This window comes from Pseudomonas brassicacearum subsp. neoaurantiaca (assembly GCF_013608025.1).
GTDB lineage: Bacteria > Pseudomonadota > Gammaproteobacteria > Pseudomonadales > Pseudomonadaceae > Aquipseudomonas.
The window spans coordinates 107,380-124,463 of the sequence record NZ_VDLV01000033.1 but is presented as its reverse complement, the minus strand read 5'-3'; the positions used below and the strand labels follow the sequence as shown (position 1 = coordinate 124,463).

General features: G+C 60.0%; 16 protein-coding genes and 1 pseudogene. 2 read left to right on the top strand and 15 right to left on the bottom strand.

The annotated features are described in order from the left end of the window. The first annotated feature begins 138 nt into the window (after positions 1-138). Positions 139-462, top strand: coding sequence for a ferredoxin FdxA (gene fdxA, locus FHK92_RS17760; RefSeq protein WP_181289193.1), 324 nt, complete (start codon positions 139-141; stop codon positions 460-462). A gap of 489 nt (positions 463-951) precedes the next feature. Here the strand turns inward: fdxA and rpoS are convergent, their stop codons facing one another. From rpoS to FHK92_RS17720, 8 genes are all read right to left on the bottom strand, one after another. Continuing rightward, complete coding sequence (rpoS, locus tag FHK92_RS17755) at positions 952-1,959, bottom strand: RNA polymerase sigma factor RpoS (protein WP_003198289.1); 1,008 nt, start codon at positions 1,957-1,959, stop codon at positions 952-954. A gap of 106 nt (positions 1,960-2,065) precedes the next feature. After that, the gene (locus FHK92_RS17750) at positions 2,066-2,911 is read right to left on the bottom strand and encodes a peptidoglycan DD-metalloendopeptidase family protein (protein WP_181289192.1); all 846 of its coding nucleotides are present in this window, start codon (positions 2,909-2,911) and stop codon (positions 2,066-2,068) included. Positions 2,912-3,137: 226 nt separating this feature from the next. Then, positions 3,138-3,773 carry a protein-L-isoaspartate(D-aspartate) O-methyltransferase gene (locus tag FHK92_RS17745; RefSeq protein ID WP_161796107.1) on the bottom strand — a complete coding sequence of 212 codons (636 nt, stop codon included), beginning with the start codon at positions 3,771-3,773 and terminating at the stop codon, positions 3,138-3,140. A 41-nt stretch (positions 3,774-3,814) separates the two neighbouring features. Further along, positions 3,815-4,564 carry a 5'/3'-nucleotidase SurE gene (surE, locus tag FHK92_RS17740; protein ID WP_181289191.1) on the bottom strand — a complete coding sequence of 250 codons (750 nt, stop codon included), beginning with the start codon at positions 4,562-4,564 and terminating at the stop codon, positions 3,815-3,817. Then, positions 4,552-5,610 (bottom strand): tRNA pseudouridine(13) synthase TruD, encoded by a 1,059-nt coding sequence (truD, locus tag FHK92_RS17735; protein ID WP_181289190.1) that lies wholly within the window; start codon positions 5,608-5,610, stop codon positions 4,552-4,554. Before truD ends, surE begins: the two co-directional genes overlap by 13 nt. Then, complete coding sequence (gene ispF / locus FHK92_RS17730; protein WP_003184863.1) at positions 5,607-6,080, bottom strand: 2-C-methyl-D-erythritol 2,4-cyclodiphosphate synthase; 474 nt, start codon at positions 6,078-6,080, stop codon at positions 5,607-5,609. The genes truD and ispF overlap by 4 nt, the downstream gene beginning before the upstream one ends. A gap of 43 nt (positions 6,081-6,123) precedes the next feature. Next, positions 6,124-6,969, bottom strand: a complete 846-nt coding sequence (gene fghA, locus FHK92_RS17725) for an S-formylglutathione hydrolase (RefSeq protein WP_181289189.1) — start codon at positions 6,967-6,969, stop codon at positions 6,124-6,126. An 8-nt stretch (positions 6,970-6,977) separates the two neighbouring features. Then, on the bottom strand, positions 6,978-8,090 hold the full coding sequence (locus tag FHK92_RS17720; protein ID WP_060738985.1) for an S-(hydroxymethyl)glutathione dehydrogenase/class III alcohol dehydrogenase: 1,113 nt from the start codon (positions 8,088-8,090) through the stop codon (positions 6,978-6,980). Between the two features lie 108 nt (positions 8,091-8,198). Between FHK92_RS17720 and FHK92_RS17715 the strand changes: the two genes are divergently transcribed. Next, positions 8,199-9,095 (top strand): LysR substrate-binding domain-containing protein, encoded by an 897-nt coding sequence (locus FHK92_RS17715; protein ID WP_181289188.1) that lies wholly within the window; start codon positions 8,199-8,201, stop codon positions 9,093-9,095. 167 nt (positions 9,096-9,262) lie between these two features. Here FHK92_RS17715 and ispD read toward each other — a convergent pair whose 3' ends face one another. The 7 genes and pseudogenes from ispD to FHK92_RS17680 form a co-directional block, all read right to left on the bottom strand. Beyond that, positions 9,263-9,970 carry a 2-C-methyl-D-erythritol 4-phosphate cytidylyltransferase gene (ispD, locus tag FHK92_RS17710; protein WP_181289187.1) on the bottom strand — a complete coding sequence of 236 codons (708 nt, stop codon included), beginning with the start codon at positions 9,968-9,970 and terminating at the stop codon, positions 9,263-9,265. Beyond that, positions 9,967-10,245 (bottom strand): cell division protein FtsB, encoded by a 279-nt coding sequence (ftsB, locus tag FHK92_RS17705; RefSeq protein ID WP_030139474.1) that lies wholly within the window; start codon positions 10,243-10,245, stop codon positions 9,967-9,969. Before ftsB ends, ispD begins: the two co-directional genes overlap by 4 nt. Before the next feature lie 171 nt (positions 10,246-10,416). Continuing rightward, positions 10,417-11,706 (bottom strand): phosphopyruvate hydratase, encoded by a 1,290-nt coding sequence (gene eno, locus FHK92_RS17700; protein ID WP_045155188.1) that lies wholly within the window; start codon positions 11,704-11,706, stop codon positions 10,417-10,419. A gap of 153 nt (positions 11,707-11,859) precedes the next feature. Next, the gene (kdsA, locus tag FHK92_RS17695) at positions 11,860-12,705 is read right to left on the bottom strand and encodes a 3-deoxy-8-phosphooctulonate synthase (protein WP_030139476.1); all 846 of its coding nucleotides are present in this window, start codon (positions 12,703-12,705) and stop codon (positions 11,860-11,862) included. A gap of 4 nt (positions 12,706-12,709) precedes the next feature. Beyond that, positions 12,710-14,341 (bottom strand): CTP synthase, encoded by a 1,632-nt coding sequence (locus tag FHK92_RS17690; RefSeq protein WP_030139477.1) that lies wholly within the window; start codon positions 14,339-14,341, stop codon positions 12,710-12,712. Positions 14,342-14,615: 274 nt separating this feature from the next. Further along, a pseudogene (gene tilS, locus FHK92_RS17685) lies at positions 14,616-15,945 on the bottom strand (tRNA lysidine(34) synthetase TilS). Positions 15,946-16,079: 134 nt separating this feature from the next. Then, complete coding sequence (locus tag FHK92_RS17680; RefSeq protein WP_181289185.1) at positions 16,080-17,027, bottom strand: acetyl-CoA carboxylase carboxyltransferase subunit alpha; 948 nt, start codon at positions 17,025-17,027, stop codon at positions 16,080-16,082. Positions 17,028-17,084: the final 57 nt, after the last annotated feature.

Below are 17,084 nucleotides of genomic sequence, written 5' to 3'. Positions count from 1 at the left end.
GGCTTTCAAGCTGTTAGAATCTCGCGCGGTTTGGGATGCTGCTGCCTATTAGCCTGGGTTTGCAGATTATCGCTCCCAAACCCCGCGACCCCCACCGTGAAGGGGCTTCGCCGCAGCCGCCTGAGGAGAGAATTAGAAATGACCTTCGTCGTCACCGACAACTGCATCAAGTGCAAGTACACCGACTGCGTAGAAGTGTGTCCGGTGGACTGCTTTTACGAAGGCCCGAATTTCCTGGTCATTCACCCGGACGAGTGCATCGACTGCGCCCTGTGTGAACCGGAATGCCCGGCGAATGCCATTTTCTCGGAAGACGAAGTGCCGACCGGCATGGAGAACTTCATCGAGCTGAACGCTGAACTGGCGGACATCTGGCCGAACATCACCGAGAAGAAAGACGCCCTGCCGGACGCCGAAGAGTGGGATGGCAAGCCAGGCAAGATCGCAGACCTCGAGCGCTGATCTTTCCTGTGTCACAAAAAGGCCCCTTGCGGGCCTTTTTTATTGCCTGGAGCCAAATCGCAGGCAAAAAAAGGGGCGGTTTGACCCGCCCACATTTTTTCCCTAATCCCTTTAATCCTTTTCATCGTCCTGATGAATCGCATCCTGCGATGTCCTTCCATTCCCATCGTCCTTGAGGGGTGTGTCTGTCCGTCGACACAGGACTGATATTAGTGTTTTCCGAGGCGAGTGCAACGCGGCTGATACAGGTGGCTTACTTTGTCACACCATCTTCATGAGATAATTTTCTTTAAAAATCAGAAAGATATAAAAAAATCACAGCATTTATAGCGGTCTATCACGGCGATAGGAAACCGATCGCTTACGCAACACTAGGCAAAGGCTTACAAACTGAAACTACAAAACGGGTAGGACCAGAAAGATCACACTTACCCAGAAACGCAAAAGCCCCGAACCGGTCGGGGCTTTATCTGCTGCGCTTGCTAACTGTTACTGAAACAACGACTCACTCGACAAGCCGTTCTTCTCCAGGATCTCCCGCAAACGCTTGAGACCTTCGACCTGGATCTGCCGAACCCGCTCACGGGTCAACCCGATCTCCAGCCCGACATCCTCCAGCGTACTGCTTTCATGCCCACGCAAGCCGAAGCGACGAATCACTACTTCCCGCTGCTTGTCGGTCAGTTCCGAAAGCCATTGGTCGATGCTCTGGGACAAATCGTCATCCTGGAGCAACTCGCACGGGTCAGTCGGACGATCATCGGTAAGGGTATCCAGCAACGTCTTATCCGAGTCCGGCCCCAGGGAAACGTCCACCGAGGAAACTCGCTCGTTGAGCCCAAGCATGCGCTTGACCTCGCCCACCGGTTTTTCCAGCAGGTTGGCGATCTCTTCGGGCGAAGGTTCGTGGTCGAGCTTCTGGGTCAACTCACGGGCGGCCCGCAGGTAGACGTTCAGCTCCTTGACCACATGAATCGGCAACCGGATGGTCCGGGTCTGGTTCATGATCGCCCGTTCGATGGTCTGGCGGATCCACCAGGTCGCATAGGTCGAGAAACGGAAGCCGCGCTCAGGGTCGAATTTCTCGACCGCGCGAATTAGCCCCAGGTTGCCCTCTTCGATCAGGTCCAGCAGCGAAAGCCCACGATTAACGTAGCGTCGGGCGATTTTCACCACCAGGCGCAGGTTGCTTTCAATCATGCGTTTTCGGCCAGCCGGGTCGCCACTTTGCGACAGCCGCGCAAAATGAACTTCTTCCTCGGGGGAGAGCAGCGGCGAGAAACCGATTTCGTTGAGGTACAGCTGAGTGGCGTCCAGCGCCCGGGTGTAATCGATGTACTTATGTTGTTTAAGTGAAGCGGAGTGTTTGGATTTGGCACGAACGGAAGGTGGAGTCGCCCCTTCATCGTTCGACATCGAATCCATAGCGATGCCGGTCTCCATCAGGAGAACCTCATCGTCGATGTCAAACTCCGGCACTTCTTTACTGAGAGCCATTGTTATAGTCCTTTGGTGAGTTCGACCTCAAGCTCGAGCGACGCCTTTATCCTTGGCAACGCTGGAGCCTGTTCCCTCTACGTGACGGAACAGGCTGACATGCAAATCAACGACGTGGCAGGAATTGCAGCGGATCTACAGGCTTACCTTGTCGGCGAATCTCAAAATGCAGTTTCACCCGGTCTGTACCCGTCGATCCCATTTCGGCAATTGTCTGCCCGACCTTGACCTGCTGCCCCTCCCGAACCAACAGCCTGCGGTTATGACCGTAGGCACTGACGTAGGTATCGCTGTGTTTGATGATCACGAGTTCGCCGTAGCCCCTCAAACCACTCCCGGCGTACACAACCGTGCCATCAGACGCGGCAAAAACAGGCTGTCCCAAATCCCCGGCGATATCAATTCCTTTATTCAAACTACCGTTTGAAGAGAATTTTCCAATGAGAACGCCATTAGAAGGCCATCCCCAGCCAGTCGGGGCGGGGCCTGCCGGAGGCATCGGAGCGGGTGCCGGTTTGCTCGCGACGGACGGTACAGTCGCCGTTCCAGCGGTGGCCGGACGACGAATAACGGTGGTTTTGCTCGAGGACGAAGGGGTCGAACCCGACTGCGTGACGACCGCCGTAGGCGTTGAACCGCTGCGACCGTCAAAGCGAATTGTCTGACCTGGGTGAATCGTATAAGGCGCAGGAATGTTGTTCCGGGCCGCGAGGGCTTTGTAGTCCCAACCGTAGCGAAAAGCGATGGAAAACAGCGTATCGCCGCGACGGACTACATACTGCCCGGTCGTTACCGTAGGACGCTCTGGCGTCGCATTGTTGCGATCCACTACCCGGACATTACCCGACGGGGTACTGGAACAACCGACCAGCAAGGTACTCAAGAAAAGGCCAGTCACCAGGCGCTTAAAGCTCGTGATACCCATACGCTGCGCAATGACTGTGAGACTCACCCGCCGCTCCCTTTGTGGTGGCTGAAGATATTGAAAACTGCCTGTCCAGGCAGACATGTTGCCCCGTGGCTGGCCGATACCGTGCTTCTATAAAGGAAGCTCTGGGCACCGCCGCACACGTTTGCTCGACGCTGTTGAACGCCGTTTGGCAATTCGACGCTGGACTGATCCGTGCTGCTGTAAGACACAGCACAGGCCGTGGAATTCAGCGCCCGTTTATAAATGCTCAGGCCAACGGCCCATTGAGCAGCGGCACGAAACGCACCGCTCCCAGGACGTGTCGCGAGAAGCCGTGTTCTTCGCGCACGATCAACATCAATTGCTGGACTTCGCCCGCGCCCACCGGAATGACCAGCCGCCCACCGGGAGCGAGCTGATCCAGCAAGGCCTGGGGTACGTCGGTAGCGACGGCCGTCACGATAATGCCGTTATAAGGCGCCAGGGCCGGCCAACCTTCCCAGCCATCGCCCCAGCGAAACACCACGTTGCGCAGGTTCAATTCCACCAGGCGTTCCTTGGCGCGGTCCTGCAGCACCTTGATCCGCTCCACGGAAAACACCCGCTCGACCAATTGCGACAACACGGCCGTCTGGTAGCCCGAGCCCGTGCCGATCTCCAGCACTTTGTCCAGCGGCCCCGCCTCCAGCAGCAACTCGCTCATGCGGGCGACCATATAAGGCTGGGAAATGGTCTGGTTGTGGCCGATCGGCAATGCGGTGTCTTCGTAAGCGCGATGGGCCAGGGCCTCATCGACGAACAAATGCCGTGGCGTGCGTCGGATGACTTCCAGGACCTGAGCGTTGGACAGGCCTTCTTCGTAAAGCCGCTGGATCAATCGCTCCCGAGTACGCTGGGAGGTCATGCCGATGCCTCGGCGCAGCATATCGTCTTGTTCACGCGCCATCAGTGCAGCCCCTCCAGCCAGCCATCAAGATGCCTGAAGGCTTCATTGAAGGTTCGATCGAGCTGCAAGGGCGTGATCGAGACATAGCCTTGCATCACGGCATGGAAATCCGTGCCGGGCCCACCATCTTCGGCGTCGCCGGCAGCGGCAATCCAGTAACCAGCCTTGCCGCGCGGATCAACGACGTGCATCGGTCGGGCGGCGCGGGCACGGTGGCCCAGGCGAGTGAGCTGGATGCCACGAATGTGGTCGAGCGGCAAGTTCGGAATGTTCACGTTCAGTACCGTGCGCGGCGGCAGATCCAGCTCACCGTGGGCCTCTACCAATTTGCGGGCAAAGTAGGCGGCGGTGGGCAAGTTGTCGACCTGCCGTGAAACAAACGAAAAGGCAAAGGACGTCTGGTTCAGGAAACGACCTTCCAAGGCTGCGGCGACAGTGCCTGAATACAACACATCGTCACCCAGGTTGGCGCCCAGGTTTATACCTGAGACCACCATGTCCGGCTCGCGCTCCAACAAGCCGTTCAGGCCCAGGTGCACGCAATCGGTTGGCGTACCGTTGAGACTGATGAAGCCGTTGTCCAGATAGCACGGGTGCAGCGGACGGTCGAGCGTCAGCGAGCTGCTGGCGCCGCTTTTGTCCTGGTCCGGGGCGATCACCACGCACTCGGCAAAATCCGCCAGCGCAGCATAAAGCGCGGCAAGACCGGGTGCTGTCACCCCGTCGTCGTTAGAAATCAGAATACGCATGGGCTGTCCGTCTGCCCCACCGGCACCAGATCGACGAGTTCGCGCACCAAGACAGTGGCGAAACATCCGGCCGGCAGGACGAATTCCAGTTGCAGAATGTCAGGCTCGGGATAATGCCACGACAGCCCGCCAATGGGCAGTCGCAGGATGCGACGTTCGTGACTCATTCCCGCGTTTATCAACCAATCCCGAAGGTCAGCCTCGCCTTGGGCAATCGCCTGTTCCAGCTCGAAAATTTCTCCGGCGGCGGGCGAAGGTCCCTCGCCCCACTGCGGTCCAGTGGGATGCAGGTCGAGAATCGCCAGGCGCGGATCGCTGCACTCGGCCTCTCCGGCCGGAAAGAAGCTACGGCTGTCGGTAAATGCCAGCAAGTCGCCCACCCGGGCTTGTTGCCAGGTACCGTCGGCCACCCGGGCCGCCAGCACTTTGTTGAACAGGAAACTGCGCGCCGTCGACAACAGCCTCGAACGTACGTTGCGCTGTTCCGGCAAAGCCTTGCGTGCAGCCCAGGCGCGGGCATCGACCACGTTTCCGCCGTCGTGGCCAAAGCGCTGGGCGCCGAAATAGTTGGGGATCCCCAGACGCACGATCTGCTGCAGACGCGCGTCGATGGCGTCCTTGTCGCCCTTGAACTGGGTCAGGCGCAAGGTAAAGCCGTTGGCCGAGTGCGCGCCACGCTGCAGCTTGCGCCGGTGGCGAGCGGTCTTGAGGATTTTCAGCGTGTCGTTCTCTGCCGCCGACAAATCCGGATCAGCCTTGCCGGGCAATTGCACGCTGAACCACTGACGGGTCAGGGCCTGACGATCCTTGAGCCCGGCGTAGCTGACGGTGCGCAACGGTACGCCGGCGGCCTTGGCGATACGCCGGGCAGCCTCTTCGGTGTTCAAGCCACGTTTTTCCACCCAGATCCACAGGTGCTCGCCATCGCCGGTCAACGGGATGTCGAGTACTTCATCGACCTGGAAATCTTCAGCGCTGGCCTTGAGTACCGCACTGCCCAACGACTCACCATGGGCCCGCGGCCCCAATAGTTCCTGTTCGGTCATGGGCGCAGCAACAAGGCAACGGAATGGACGGCAATACCTTCTTCGCGACCGACAAAGCCAAGCTTCTCGGTGGTGGTGGCTTTCACGTTCACTTGGTCCAACTCAACTTGAAGATCCTCGGCAATCAACTGGCGCATCGCTTCGATGTGCGGAGCCATTTTGGGGGCTTGGGCAACGATGGTGTTGTCGACGTTGCCGACTTTCCAGCCCTTGGCGTGGATCAACGAAACCACATGGCGCAGCAGCACTCGGCTGTCGGCGCCCTTGAATTGCGGGTCAGTGTCGGGAAAGTGCTTGCCGATATCGCCCAGGGCAGCCGCGCCGAGCAGAGCATCGCTCAAGGCATGCAGCAGGACATCACCGTCAGAATGCGCGAGCAGCCCGAAGCCGTGTGCGATCCGCACGCCGCCCAGAGTAATGAAGTCGCCTTCAGCGAAACGGTGAACATCGTAGCCGTGGCCAATACGCATAAAAAAACGCCCCGATTTTTGTCAGGGCGTGATTCTACCTGCATTAGCCGTTTAGAGCGCGTGCATGATGTTGCAAGTGATCATCGATGAAGCTGGCGATGAAGAAGTAGCTGTGGTCATAGCCCGGCTGCAGGCGCAATTCCAACGGATGGCCAGCCGCCTTCGCCGCTTGCTGCAAGGCCTCGGGCTTCAGTTGGTTGGCGAGGAAGTCGTCGCGATCCCCCTGGTCCACCAGCAGCGGCAGCTTTTCGCTCGCCTCGGCGATCAACGCGCACGCATCCCACTCGCGCCATTTCGAGCGATCTTCCCCAAGGTAGCGAGAGAACGCTTTCTGTCCCCATGGGCAATCCATCGGATTGTTGATCGGCGAAAAGGCCGACACCGAACGGTAACGCCCAGGGTTGCGCAAGGCGCACACAAGCGCGCCATGACCGCCCATGGAATGACCGCTGATGCCACGTTTATCCGAAGCCGGGAAATGCGCTTCAACCAACGCCGGCAATTCCTGCACGACATAGTCATGCATCCGATAGTGCCGCGCCCAAGGATCCTGCGTGGCGTTCAGATAAAACCCCGCACCCAGGCCGAAGTCCCAGGCACCGTCCGGATCGCCCGGTACGTCGGCACCACGTGGGCTGGTGTCCGGCGCCACGATAATCAGCCCCAACTCGGCGGCCATGCGCTGGGCACCGGCCTTTTGCATGAAGTTTTCGTCGGTGCAGGTCAATCCGGACAGCCAATACAGCACCGGCAGCTTGCCGCCCTGCTCAGCCTGTGGTGGCAGGTACACGGCGAACACCATGTCGCAACCAAGCACTTCAGAACGATGCCGGTAACGCTTGTGCCAGCCGCCGAAGCTTTTCTGGCAGGAAATGTTTTCCAGGCTCATGACCGACCTCAGAAATGAATAACGGTACGGATGCTCTTGCCTTCGTGCATCAGGTCAAACGCCTTGTTGATGTCTTCCAGGCCCATGGTGTGGGTGATGAACGTGTCCAGCGGAATCTCGCCCTTTTCAGCCATCTCCACGTAGCTCGGCAGTTCACTGCGCCCGCGCACGCCACCAAACGCCGAGCCGCGCCAGACGCGCCCGGTCACCAGTTGGAATGGACGGGTGGCGATTTCCTGGCCAGCCCCGGCCACACCGATGATCACCGACTCGCCCCAGCCCTTGTGGCAGCATTCCAGCGCAGCACGCATCAACTGGACGTTGCCGATGCACTCGAAGGAAAAGTCCACGCCACCGTCTGTCATGTCGACGATGACTTCCTGGATCGGACGGTCGAAGTCTTTCGGGTTGACGCAATCAGTGGCGCCCAGTTGTTTGGCGATTTCGAATTTGGCCGGGTTGATGTCGATGGCGATGATGCGCGCGGCCTTGGCCTTCACGGCGCCAATCACAGCCGAAAGGCCGATGCCGCCCAGGCCGAAGATCGCCACGGTGTCACCCGGCTTGACCTTGGCGGTGTTCAACACAGCGCCGATACCCGTGGTGACTCCGCAACCCAGCAAGCAGACCTTTTCCAGCGGCGCCTCTTTTGGAATCTTCGCAACGGAGATTTCCGGCAGCACGGTGTATTCAGAGAACGTCGAGGTGCCCATGTAGTGGAAAATCGTCTCGCCCTTGTAGGAAAAGCGCGACGTGCCGTCCGGCATCAGGCCCTTGCCCTGGGTGGCGCGAATCGCCTGGCAGAGGTTGGTCTTGCCCGACTTGCAGAATTTGCACTGGCCGCACTCCGGCGTGTACAGCGGAATCACATGGTCGCCCACCGCCACCGAGGTGACGCCTTCACCGATGGCTTCGACAATGGCGCCGCCTTCGTGGCCGAGGATCGACGGAAAAATCCCTTCCGGGTCGGCGCCGGACAAGGTGTAGGCGTCGGTATGGCAAACGCCCGAAGCCACGACGCGCAACAGCACCTCGCCCGCCTTGGGCATGGCAACGTCGACCTCGACGATTTCCAGGGGTTTCTTGGCCTCGAAGGCAACGGCGGCGCGTGACTTGATCATCCGGATACTCCAGCGAATAAAAACGAGACAAGGAGTGTAATCGGCTACCAGACGATGAATAATCCAGCCAAAAGCAAAACATTATTGCCATATAGGGATAATCCATTCATGTCTGATAACCGCTGGGAAGGCATCGACGAGTTTGTGGCCGTGGCCGAATGCAACCAATTCACGGCCGCTGCGGAACGGCTCGGGGTTTCGTCTTCCCATATCAGTCGCCAAATCGTACGGCTTGAAGAGCGTCTGCAGACACGACTGCTCTACCGCAGTACCCGCCGCGTGACATTGACCGAAGCCGGACAAACCTTTTTGCAGCATTGCCAACGCCTGCAGGATGGCCGCGAGGAAGCACTGCGGGCCGTCGGCGATTTGACCAGCGAGCCCAAGGGCATGCTGCGCATGACCTGTGCCGTGGCTTACGGCGAACGGTTCATCGTGCCGTTGGTGACGCGGTTCATGGGCCTATATCCGCAATTGCGCGTGGACATAGAATTGAGCAATCGCCAATTGGACCTCGTCCACGAGGGCCTGGACCTGGCGATTCGCCTTGGCCGCCTACAGGACTCACGCTTGGTCGCCGCACGCCTGGCACCGCGACGCATGTACCTTTGCGCTTCGCCCTCTTACCTGGAACGTTATGGTCGCCCCCACAGCTTGTCGGAACTGAGCCGCCACAACTGCCTGATCGGCAGCTCCGACATGTGGCAACTGGAGCAGAACGGGAGGGAATTTTCCCAGCGAGTCCAGGGAAACTGGCGTTGCAACAGTGGGCAAGCGGTACTTGATGCGGCGCTTCAAGGTGTGGGTTTGTGCCAGTTGCCGGATTATTACGTGCTGGAACATTTGAACAGCGGTGCGTTGATTTCGCTGCTGGAGGCTCATCAGCCGCCGAATACGGCTGTCTGGGCGCTGTACCCGCAGCAACGGCATCTGTCGCCGAAGGTGCGCAAGTTGGTGGATTATTTGAAAGAAGGGTTGGCTGAGCGGCCGGAGTATCGGGGGTAATCGGGGTTACTCGTTGCCTCGGGAGACGCCATCGCGAGCAAGCTCGCTCCCACAGGGTTTATCGTCGAATGATGGACATGTGTTCACACCGGTCCACTGTGGGAGCGAGCTTGCTCGCGATGGCTCCGGCCCAGACAATGGCGATCAAACGAGGAAACAGATCCGGCTCAATGCCGATTCGCCCAACGCTGGCGCAACCACTCCAGATCTTCCGGCCGGGTGACCTTGATGTTATCCGCTCGCCCTTCGATCAACCGAGGCGCCTGCCCCGCCCACTCCATGGCGGATGCTTCATCGGTAATCACCGCGTCCGCCACCAGGCTGTCGGCCAGGGCTCGATGCAAGGCGCCGAGGCGGAACATCTGCGGCGTATAGGCTTGCCAGATCACGCTGCGATCAATGGTTTCCAACACACGGCCATGCTTGTCCGCGCGCTTGAGCGTGTCACGCGCCGGGACGGCCAGCAGGCCGCCGACCGGATCATTCACCAGCTCATGGAGCAAATTATCGAGATCGTCCCGCGCCAGGTTCGGCCGCGCGGCGTCGTGTACCAGCACCCAATCGAAATCATCGGCGCCCTGCTCGTGAAGGTGCAGCAAAGCATTGAGCACCGAACCCGAACGCTGCTCACCGCCATCCACACGCTGGATACGCGGGTCGCTGGCACAGGCCAATGTCGGCCAGTAGGGATCGTCAGGTGCAACACTGACCACCACGCCCTTGACGGTCGGGTGATCGAGGAAACAGCCAAGGCTGTGTTCGAGAATTGTGCGTCCGCCCAGTTGCAGATACTGCTTGGGACGGTCCGCGGCCATACGGGCACCCACGCCCGCGGCAGGAATCACGGCCCAGAAGGCCGGTAGACGGATGCTCATTGGGCCAGTTGATAGAGGGTTTCGCCCTCTTTCACCATGCCCAATTCATGGCGAGCCCGCTCTTCGACGGTCTCCATGCCTTTCTTCAATTCCATCACTTCGGCGTCCATTACCCGGTTACGCTCCAGCAACGCCTCGTTTTCGGCGTGCTGGTCGGCAATTTGCTGAGTCAGCTCGGCCACTTGCGCCAGGCTGCCATTACCCACCCAAAGGCGGTACTGCAGGCCGGCCAGCAACAAGAGCAAGACGAGAAACAACCAATTGGGACTGCGCATCGAATATCAGGTATCCAGTGAAAAAAGACCGCCATGCCAAACTTTGAAGCGTCTGATAGCACGAAGCCTGGAAGACCCAGGCTTGTGCTTGATAAGGCATCAGATTAGAGGCAAAACCGCCACCTTGGCGACTTTTGCGACGCAATCCGCTGTCTTTTTATCATTTACAGCTTAACCGCGAAACTCGGCGCGACCGTTGTACTTGGCCTTGCCGTTCAACTGCTCTTCGATGCGCAGCAGTTGGTTGTACTTGGAAACGCGGTCGGAGCGGCACAGCGAACCGGTCTTGATCTGGCCCGCCGCGGTGCCCACAGCCAGGTCGGCAATGGTCGAGTCTTCGGTTTCACCCGAGCGGTGGGAGATCACGGCGGTGTAACCGGCGGCCTTGGCCATCTGGATGGCTTCCAGGGTTTCGGTCAGGGTGCCGATCTGGTTGAACTTGATCAGGATCGAGTTGGCGATCTTCTTGTCGATGCCTTCTTTCAGGATCTTGGTGTTGGTCACGAACAGGTCGTCGCCCACCAGCTGGGTTTTCTCGCCGATCTTGTCAGTGAGGATTTTCCAGCCAGCCCAGTCGGACTCGTCCAGGCCGTCTTCGATGGAGATGATCGGGTAGCGTTCGGTCAGGCCCTTGAGGTAATCGGCAAAACCTTCGGCAGTGAACACCTGGCCTTCGCCGGACAAGTTGTACTTGCCGTCTTCGAAGAACTCACTGGCGGCGCAGTCCAGAGCCAGGGTCACATCGGTGCCCAGCTTGTAGCCAGCGTTGGCCACGGCTTCGGAGATCACTTTCAGTGCATCTTCGTTGGACGCCAGGTTCGGTGCGAAACCGCCTTCGTCGCCAACGGCAGTGCTCAGGCCACGGGCCTTCAGCACGGCCTTGAGGTGATGGAAAATCTCGGTGCCCATGCGCAGGCCTTCGGAGAAGGTCTTGGCGCCAACCGGCTGCACCATGAACTCCTGGATGTCGACGTTGTTATCGGCATGCTCGCCACCGTTGATGATGTTCATCATCGGTACCGGCATCGAGTACACGCCCGGCGTCCCGTTGAGGTTGGCGATGTGCGCGTACAACGGCAGGTCCTGGTCCTGGGCAGCGGCCTTGGCAGCGGCCAGGGACACGGCGAGGATCGCGTTGGCGCCCAGGGTGGCTTTGTTTTCGGTACCGTCGAGCTTGATCATCGCCTGATCGAGGGCTTTCTGGTCGGCAGGGTCCTTGCCCAGCAACAGGTCACGGATCGGACCGTTGATGTTGGCGACGGCCTTCAGCACGCCCTTGCCCAGGTAACGGCTCTTGTCGCCATCACGCAGCTCCAGCGCTTCGCGCGAGCCAGTGGAAGCACCGGACGGCGCACAAGCGCTGCCGATGATGCCGTTGTCGAGAAGCACGTCCGCTTCGACAGTGGGGTTGCCACGGGAGTCGAGAACTTCACGACCTTTGATGTCGACGATTTTTGCCATTGTTGTAAACACTCCAAAGTTGACGAAAACGACGCAGCGAGAGGAAATCTTTTACCGTCGGCGGGATAGAGCAGCGGGCAGGCTCGCCGACGATAACGCCCGGCCCGCAGGCCAGAGCGTTTATCGAGCGGTACTTTACCGGAGAAAACCGTGTTACGCGGTTTCTATCGTCGGAAAACCCTTGACCAGCTCATCCAGCGACTTGAGCTGAGACAGGAAAGGTTCCAGCTTGTTCAAGCGCAAGGCACAAGGGCCGTCGCACTTGGCGTTGTCTGGGTCTGGGTGGGCTTCGAGGAACAGGCCTGCCAGGGACTGGCTCATGCCGGCCTTGGCCAGGTCGGTGACCTGGGCGCGACGACCACCCGCGGAATCGGAGCGACCGCCAGGCATTTGCAGCGCGTGGGTCACGTCGAAGAACACCGGGTACTCGAACTGCTTCATGATGCCGAAGCCGAGCATGTCCACCACGAGGTTGTTGTAGCCGAAGCTCGAACCCCGCTCGCAAAGGATCAACTGGTCATTTCCAGCCTCTTCGCATTTGCTCAGGATGTGTTTCATTTCCTGAGGCGCGAGGAACTGGGCTTTCTTGATGTTGATCACCGCCCCAGTCTTGGCCATCGCGACCACCAGGTCGGTCTGGCGCGACAGGAAGGCCGGCAATTGGATGATGTCGCAGACCTCGGCGACGACCGCGGCCTGGTCAGGCTCGTGGACGTCGGTGATGATCGGCACGCCGAAGGCTTGCTTGATGTCCTGGAAAATCCGCATCCCCTCTTCCAGGCCTGGGCCACGGTAAGAAGTGACCGACGAACGGTTGGCCTTGTCGAAGCTGGCCTTGAAGACGTAAGGGATACCCAATTTCTGGGTAACCTTCACGTACTCTTCGCAGACCTGCATCGCCATGTCGCGGCTTTCCAGCACGTTCATGCCGCCGAACAGCACCATGGGCTTGTCGTTGGCAATCTCGATGTCGCCGACGCGGATGATCTTCTGGGCCATCGTCTTATGCCTTTTTCTGGTGTTGAGCCAAAGCGGCTTTCACGAAACCACTGAACAACGGATGACCGTCGCGCGGTGTCGAGGTGAACTCCGGGTGGAACTGGCAAGCGACGAACCATGGATGGTCAGCAGCCTCGACCACCTCAACCAGCGCACCGTCACCGGAACGGCCGGAGATCTTCAGGCCGGCTTCGATCAGTTGTGGCAGCAGGTTGTTGTTCACCTCGTAGCGGTGGCGATGACGCTCGACGATCACGTCCTTGGCGTAGCAATCGTGCACCTTGGAGCCGGCTTCGAGCAGGCACTCCTGGGCACCGAGGCGCATGGTGCCGCCCAGGTCCGAGCTTTCGGTACGCACTTCGACGGCGCCGGTGGCGTCTTCCCATTCGGTGATCAGGCCGACGACCGGGTGGCCGCTGGCGCGATCGAACTCGGTAGAGTTGGCGTCTTTCCAACCCATCACGTTACGGGCGAACTCGATGACCGCGACTTGCATCCCGAGGCAGATGCCCAGGTATGGCACCTTGTTTTCGCGGGCGTATTGCACCGCGGTGATCTTGCCTTCCACGCCGCGCAGGCCGAAGCCGCCCGGCACGAGGATCGCATCGGCGCCTTCGAGCAGGCCGGTGCCCTGGTTCTCGATATCTTCGGAATCGATGTAGCGCAGGTTGACCTTGGTGCGGTTGCTGATGCCGGCATGACTCATCGCTTCGATCAGCGACTTGTAGGCGTCCAGCAGCTCCATGTACTTGCCGACCATGGCGATGGTGACTTCGTGCTCTGGATTGAGCTTGGCATCGACCACGGCGTCCCACTCGGACAGGTCGGCGCTGGCGCATTGCAGGCCGAAGCGCTCGACGACGAAGTCATCGAGGCCCTGGGAGTGCAGGATGCCCGGGATCTTGTAGATGGTGTCGGCGTCTTCCAGGCCGATGACCGCACGCTCTTCCACGTTGGTGAACTGGGCGATCTTGCGACGCGAGGAGATGTCGATCGGGTGATCGGAGCGGCAGATCAGCACGTCCGGCTGCAGGCCGATGGAACGCAGTTCCTTGACCGAGTGCTGGGTTGGCTTGGTCTTGGTCTCGCCGGCAGTGGCGATGTATGGCACCAGGGTCAGGTGCATCAGCATCGCGCGCTTGGCGCCGATTTCGAAACGCAACTGGCGGATGGCTTCAAGGAACGGCTGGGACTCGATGTCGCCCACGGTGCCGCCGATCTCGACCATCGCCACGTCGGCGTCGCCGGCACCCTTGATGATGCGGCGCTTGATTTCGTCGGTGATGTGCGGGATGACCTGGATGGTCGCGCCCAGGTAGTCACCACGACGCTCCTTGCGCAGGACGTGCTCGTAGACACGGCCGGTGGTGAAGTTGTTGTTCTGGGTCATGGTCGTGCGGATGAACCGCTCGTAGTGGCCCAGGTCCAGGTCGGTCTCGGCGCCGTCGTGGGTGACGAACACTTCACCGTGCTGGAACGGGCTCATGGTGCCCGGGTCGACGTTGATGTACGGGTCCAGCTTGAGCATGGTGACCTTAAGTCCCCGCGCCTCCAGGATGGCCGCCAATGAAGCCGAGGCAATGCCTTTCCCCAATGAAGAAACAACACCGCCCGTGACGAATATGTAGCGCGTCATGAAAAACCCTAGAAGTCTGCGTTAAAGCGGTCAGAGCCGCCGGGGAAAGCGAAGGAAGGCCGAAGCCCCCGATCACCTGCATTAATCACAGTGCACCTTTCAAAAAAACCGCCGCGTCGGGACAGACCGGAGGTGAAATCACCGGTACGTTGTTCGCTACACATTTTTTGGAATCGCCCAGCAAAGACTGCTTGGTAATCGGCAACTCCTGCAATTCAGGCGAATCCACAGAAGTTGTATCAAGAAGGGAGCGTAGTCTACCGGAAAGCCCCTTTCAGCTCAAACCCAGATCTTGGCTTTCATGGCTGCCAGCTCAATTGCCAAGTGCCATTAGGGTCGCTGTCCAGCCCCGGCAGGTTGGCCAACCCCAGCAATTGCTCGCCCCGATACAGGAGCGGCAAACGGCCGCGGACGAACGCCGGCACGCCGTTTTCGTTGAGCAAACGCTTGAGATCCCGGTGCCCACGCCCCGGCAATTCCATGATTTCACTGCCCTGGCGATAGCGGATGCAAAGCGCTCCCGAGGGGGCTGCGCCGCGAAGAATCACCCGACCATTGCCCGGCAGCAACAACGGCTGATCGACCTCAAGCCATTCAATCGGCCCCGAGACCGGCCGCAGCCAGCGGTCGGATAACCACCAGATGCGTCCGCCCGTCCGGTGCAATTCTCCGTCCGCCAGCCGCCAGACCGGATGACCATCGTCCCGGGCATCACGCAACGAGTCCCAACCCACCCAATGGTCGCTGTCGGGAAGCTTCGTCACCGGAGCCAGCCAATGACTCAATGCGTTGCGCTGGCGGCCCGCAGACAAAGCCCGCAACGGCGCCAGCTCAAGAGACCGCAACCCGAGCCAGTCGAACGCGCTGGCGCTCATGGCAAGCGCCAGATCGATCTGCGCCAGCTCGTCCAGCAAGCCTTGCGCCTCGCTCAGGTGCGCGGCGCTGCGGGCGAGGGTCGTGGACGCCTGGGGCCACTGTTCGGCCAAGACCGGAAAGACCCGTTGGCGCAGGAAATTACGCGCGTAGCGATGATCATCGTTTGATGGATCCTCGACCCAGCTCAAGCCATGCCGGCTGGCATAGGCCTCCAGCTCTTTGCGGGATACATCGAGCAACGGTCGCAGCAAATGTCCCCGGCCCAACGGTCGCTGCCTCGGCATTGCCGCCAAGCCCCGCGCCCCCGCGCCGCGCAACAGGCGAAACAGCAGGGTCTCGGCTTGGTCGTCCCGGTGTTGGGCGGTGAGCAGCACTTCGTTGTCTTGTGTCGCGGCGATGAAAGCGCCGTAACGGGCATCGCGGGCCGACCGCTCGACACTGGCACCGGGTCGGACCTCAACGCCGACCACTTCAAGCGGCACCCCAAGGGCCTCGCAGACCCGGCGACAATGTTCTGGCCACGCCTCGGCCGCGGCCTGGAGACCGTGATGGACATGGATTGCGCTGAGCGGTGGCAGGGCTTGGGTTTTTGCCAGGGAGGCGAGCAGGTGCAGCAGGACGGTGGAATCGAGGCCACCGGAGAAGGCGATGCGCCAGGTGGCGGCGTTGCGCCAGGGAGATAGCTGTGTGAGGAGCCGGGTTGGCAGATCAATCCTGGGCTGATTCATGGAAACTGGCCTTCACACCAATCAAATGTGGGAGCGAGCTTGCTCGCGATGGCGGTGTATCAGTCAACTTATTGGTTGAATGTTAAACCGTTATCGCGAGCAAGCTCGCTCCCACACAGGGTACAACGCTTGGATCAGAGACCGTAGCTCATCAACCGCTCGTAGCGACGGGTCAGCAGCGCTTCGTTGTCGAATTTCTTGAGCATCGACAGCTGCGAACTCAGCTCGGCGCGAATCAGCGCAGCGGCTGCAGCCGGGTCACGATGGGCGCCGCCCACTGGCTCATTGATCACTTTATCAACGATGCCCAGGCCTTTGAGACGCTCGGCGGTGATGCCCATGGCTTCAGCGGCATCCGGCGCCTTCTCGGCGGTTTTCCAGAGGATCGAGGCGCAACCTTCCGGCGAGATCACCGCGTAGGTCGAATATTGCAGCATGTTCAGTTGGTCGCAGACACCGATGGCCAACGCACCGCCCGAACCGCCTTCGCCGATCACGGTGGCGATGATCGGGGTTTTCAGGCGGGCCATGACGCGCAGGTTCCAGGCGATCGCTTCGCTCTGGTTGCGCTCTTCGGCGTCGATGCCAGGGTAGGCGCCCGGGGTGTCGATGAAGGTCAGGATCGGCATCTTGAAACGTTCGGCCATTTCCATCAGGCGGCAGGCCTTGCGGTAGCCTTCCGGACGCGGCATGCCGAAGTTGCGACGCACCTTCTCGCGCACTTCGCGCCCCTTCTGGTGACCGATGACCATCACTGGCTGGTCGTCCAGGCGGGCAACGCCGCCGACAATCGCCGCGTCGTCGGAGAAGTGACGGTCGCCGTGCAGCTCATCGAACTCGGTGAAGATGTGGTCGATGTAGTCCAGGGTGTAGGGACGACGCGGATGACGCGCCAGACGCGCGATCTGCCAACTGGTCAGCTTGCCGAAGATGTCTTCGGTCAGCGTGCGGCTCTTGTCCTGCAGCCGAGAGATTTCATCGCCGATATTCAGCGAATTGTCGTTACCGACCAAGCGCAACTCTTCGATCTTGGCTTGAAGGTCGGCGATCGGCTGTTCGAAATCTAGAAAATTCGGGTTCATAGGCGTCCGTCTTGGGTCGACGTCCAAGAGAGCTTGGGCCGGCCGGTTGTCTATTCG

Excerpts from the sequence above, each read along its gene's own strand:
- eno (WP_045155188.1), bottom strand. The coding sequence starts at position 11,706 with ATGGCAAAAATCGTCGACATCAAAGGTCGTGAAGTTCTCGACTCCCGT.
- FHK92_RS17715 (WP_181289188.1), top strand. The coding sequence starts at position 8,199 with ATGTCTGATAACCGCTGGGAAGGCATCGACGAGTTTGTGGCCGTGGCC.
- FHK92_RS17690 (WP_030139477.1), bottom strand. The coding sequence starts at position 14,341 with ATGACGCGCTACATATTCGTCACGGGCGGTGTTGTTTCTTCATTGGGG.
- ispF (WP_003184863.1), bottom strand. The coding sequence starts at position 6,080 with ATGCGTATTGGCCACGGCTACGATGTTCACCGTTTCGCTGAAGGCGAC.
- truD (WP_181289190.1), bottom strand. The coding sequence starts at position 5,610 with ATGACCGAACAGGAACTATTGGGGCCGCGGGCCCATGGTGAGTCGTTG.
- fdxA (WP_181289193.1), top strand. The coding sequence starts at position 139 with ATGACCTTCGTCGTCACCGACAACTGCATCAAGTGCAAGTACACCGAC.
- FHK92_RS17720 (WP_060738985.1), bottom strand. The coding sequence starts at position 8,090 with ATGATCAAGTCACGCGCCGCCGTTGCCTTCGAGGCCAAGAAACCCCTG.
- ftsB (WP_030139474.1), bottom strand. The coding sequence starts at position 10,245 with ATGCGCAGTCCCAATTGGTTGTTTCTCGTCTTGCTCTTGTTGCTGGCC.
- kdsA (WP_030139476.1), bottom strand. The coding sequence starts at position 12,705 with ATGGCCCAGAAGATCATCCGCGTCGGCGACATCGAGATTGCCAACGAC.
- ispD (WP_181289187.1), bottom strand. The coding sequence starts at position 9,970 with ATGAGCATCCGTCTACCGGCCTTCTGGGCCGTGATTCCTGCCGCGGGC.
- FHK92_RS17680 (WP_181289185.1), bottom strand. The coding sequence starts at position 17,027 with ATGAACCCGAATTTTCTAGATTTCGAACAGCCGATCGCCGACCTTCAA.
- surE (WP_181289191.1), bottom strand. The coding sequence starts at position 4,564 with ATGCGTATTCTGATTTCTAACGACGACGGGGTGACAGCACCCGGTCTT.
- fghA (WP_181289189.1), bottom strand. The coding sequence starts at position 6,969 with ATGAGCCTGGAAAACATTTCCTGCCAGAAAAGCTTCGGCGGCTGGCAC.
- FHK92_RS17745 (WP_161796107.1), bottom strand. The coding sequence starts at position 3,773 with ATGACCTCCCAGCGTACTCGGGAGCGATTGATCCAGCGGCTTTACGAA.
- rpoS (WP_003198289.1), bottom strand. The coding sequence starts at position 1,959 with ATGGCTCTCAGTAAAGAAGTGCCGGAGTTTGACATCGACGATGAGGTT.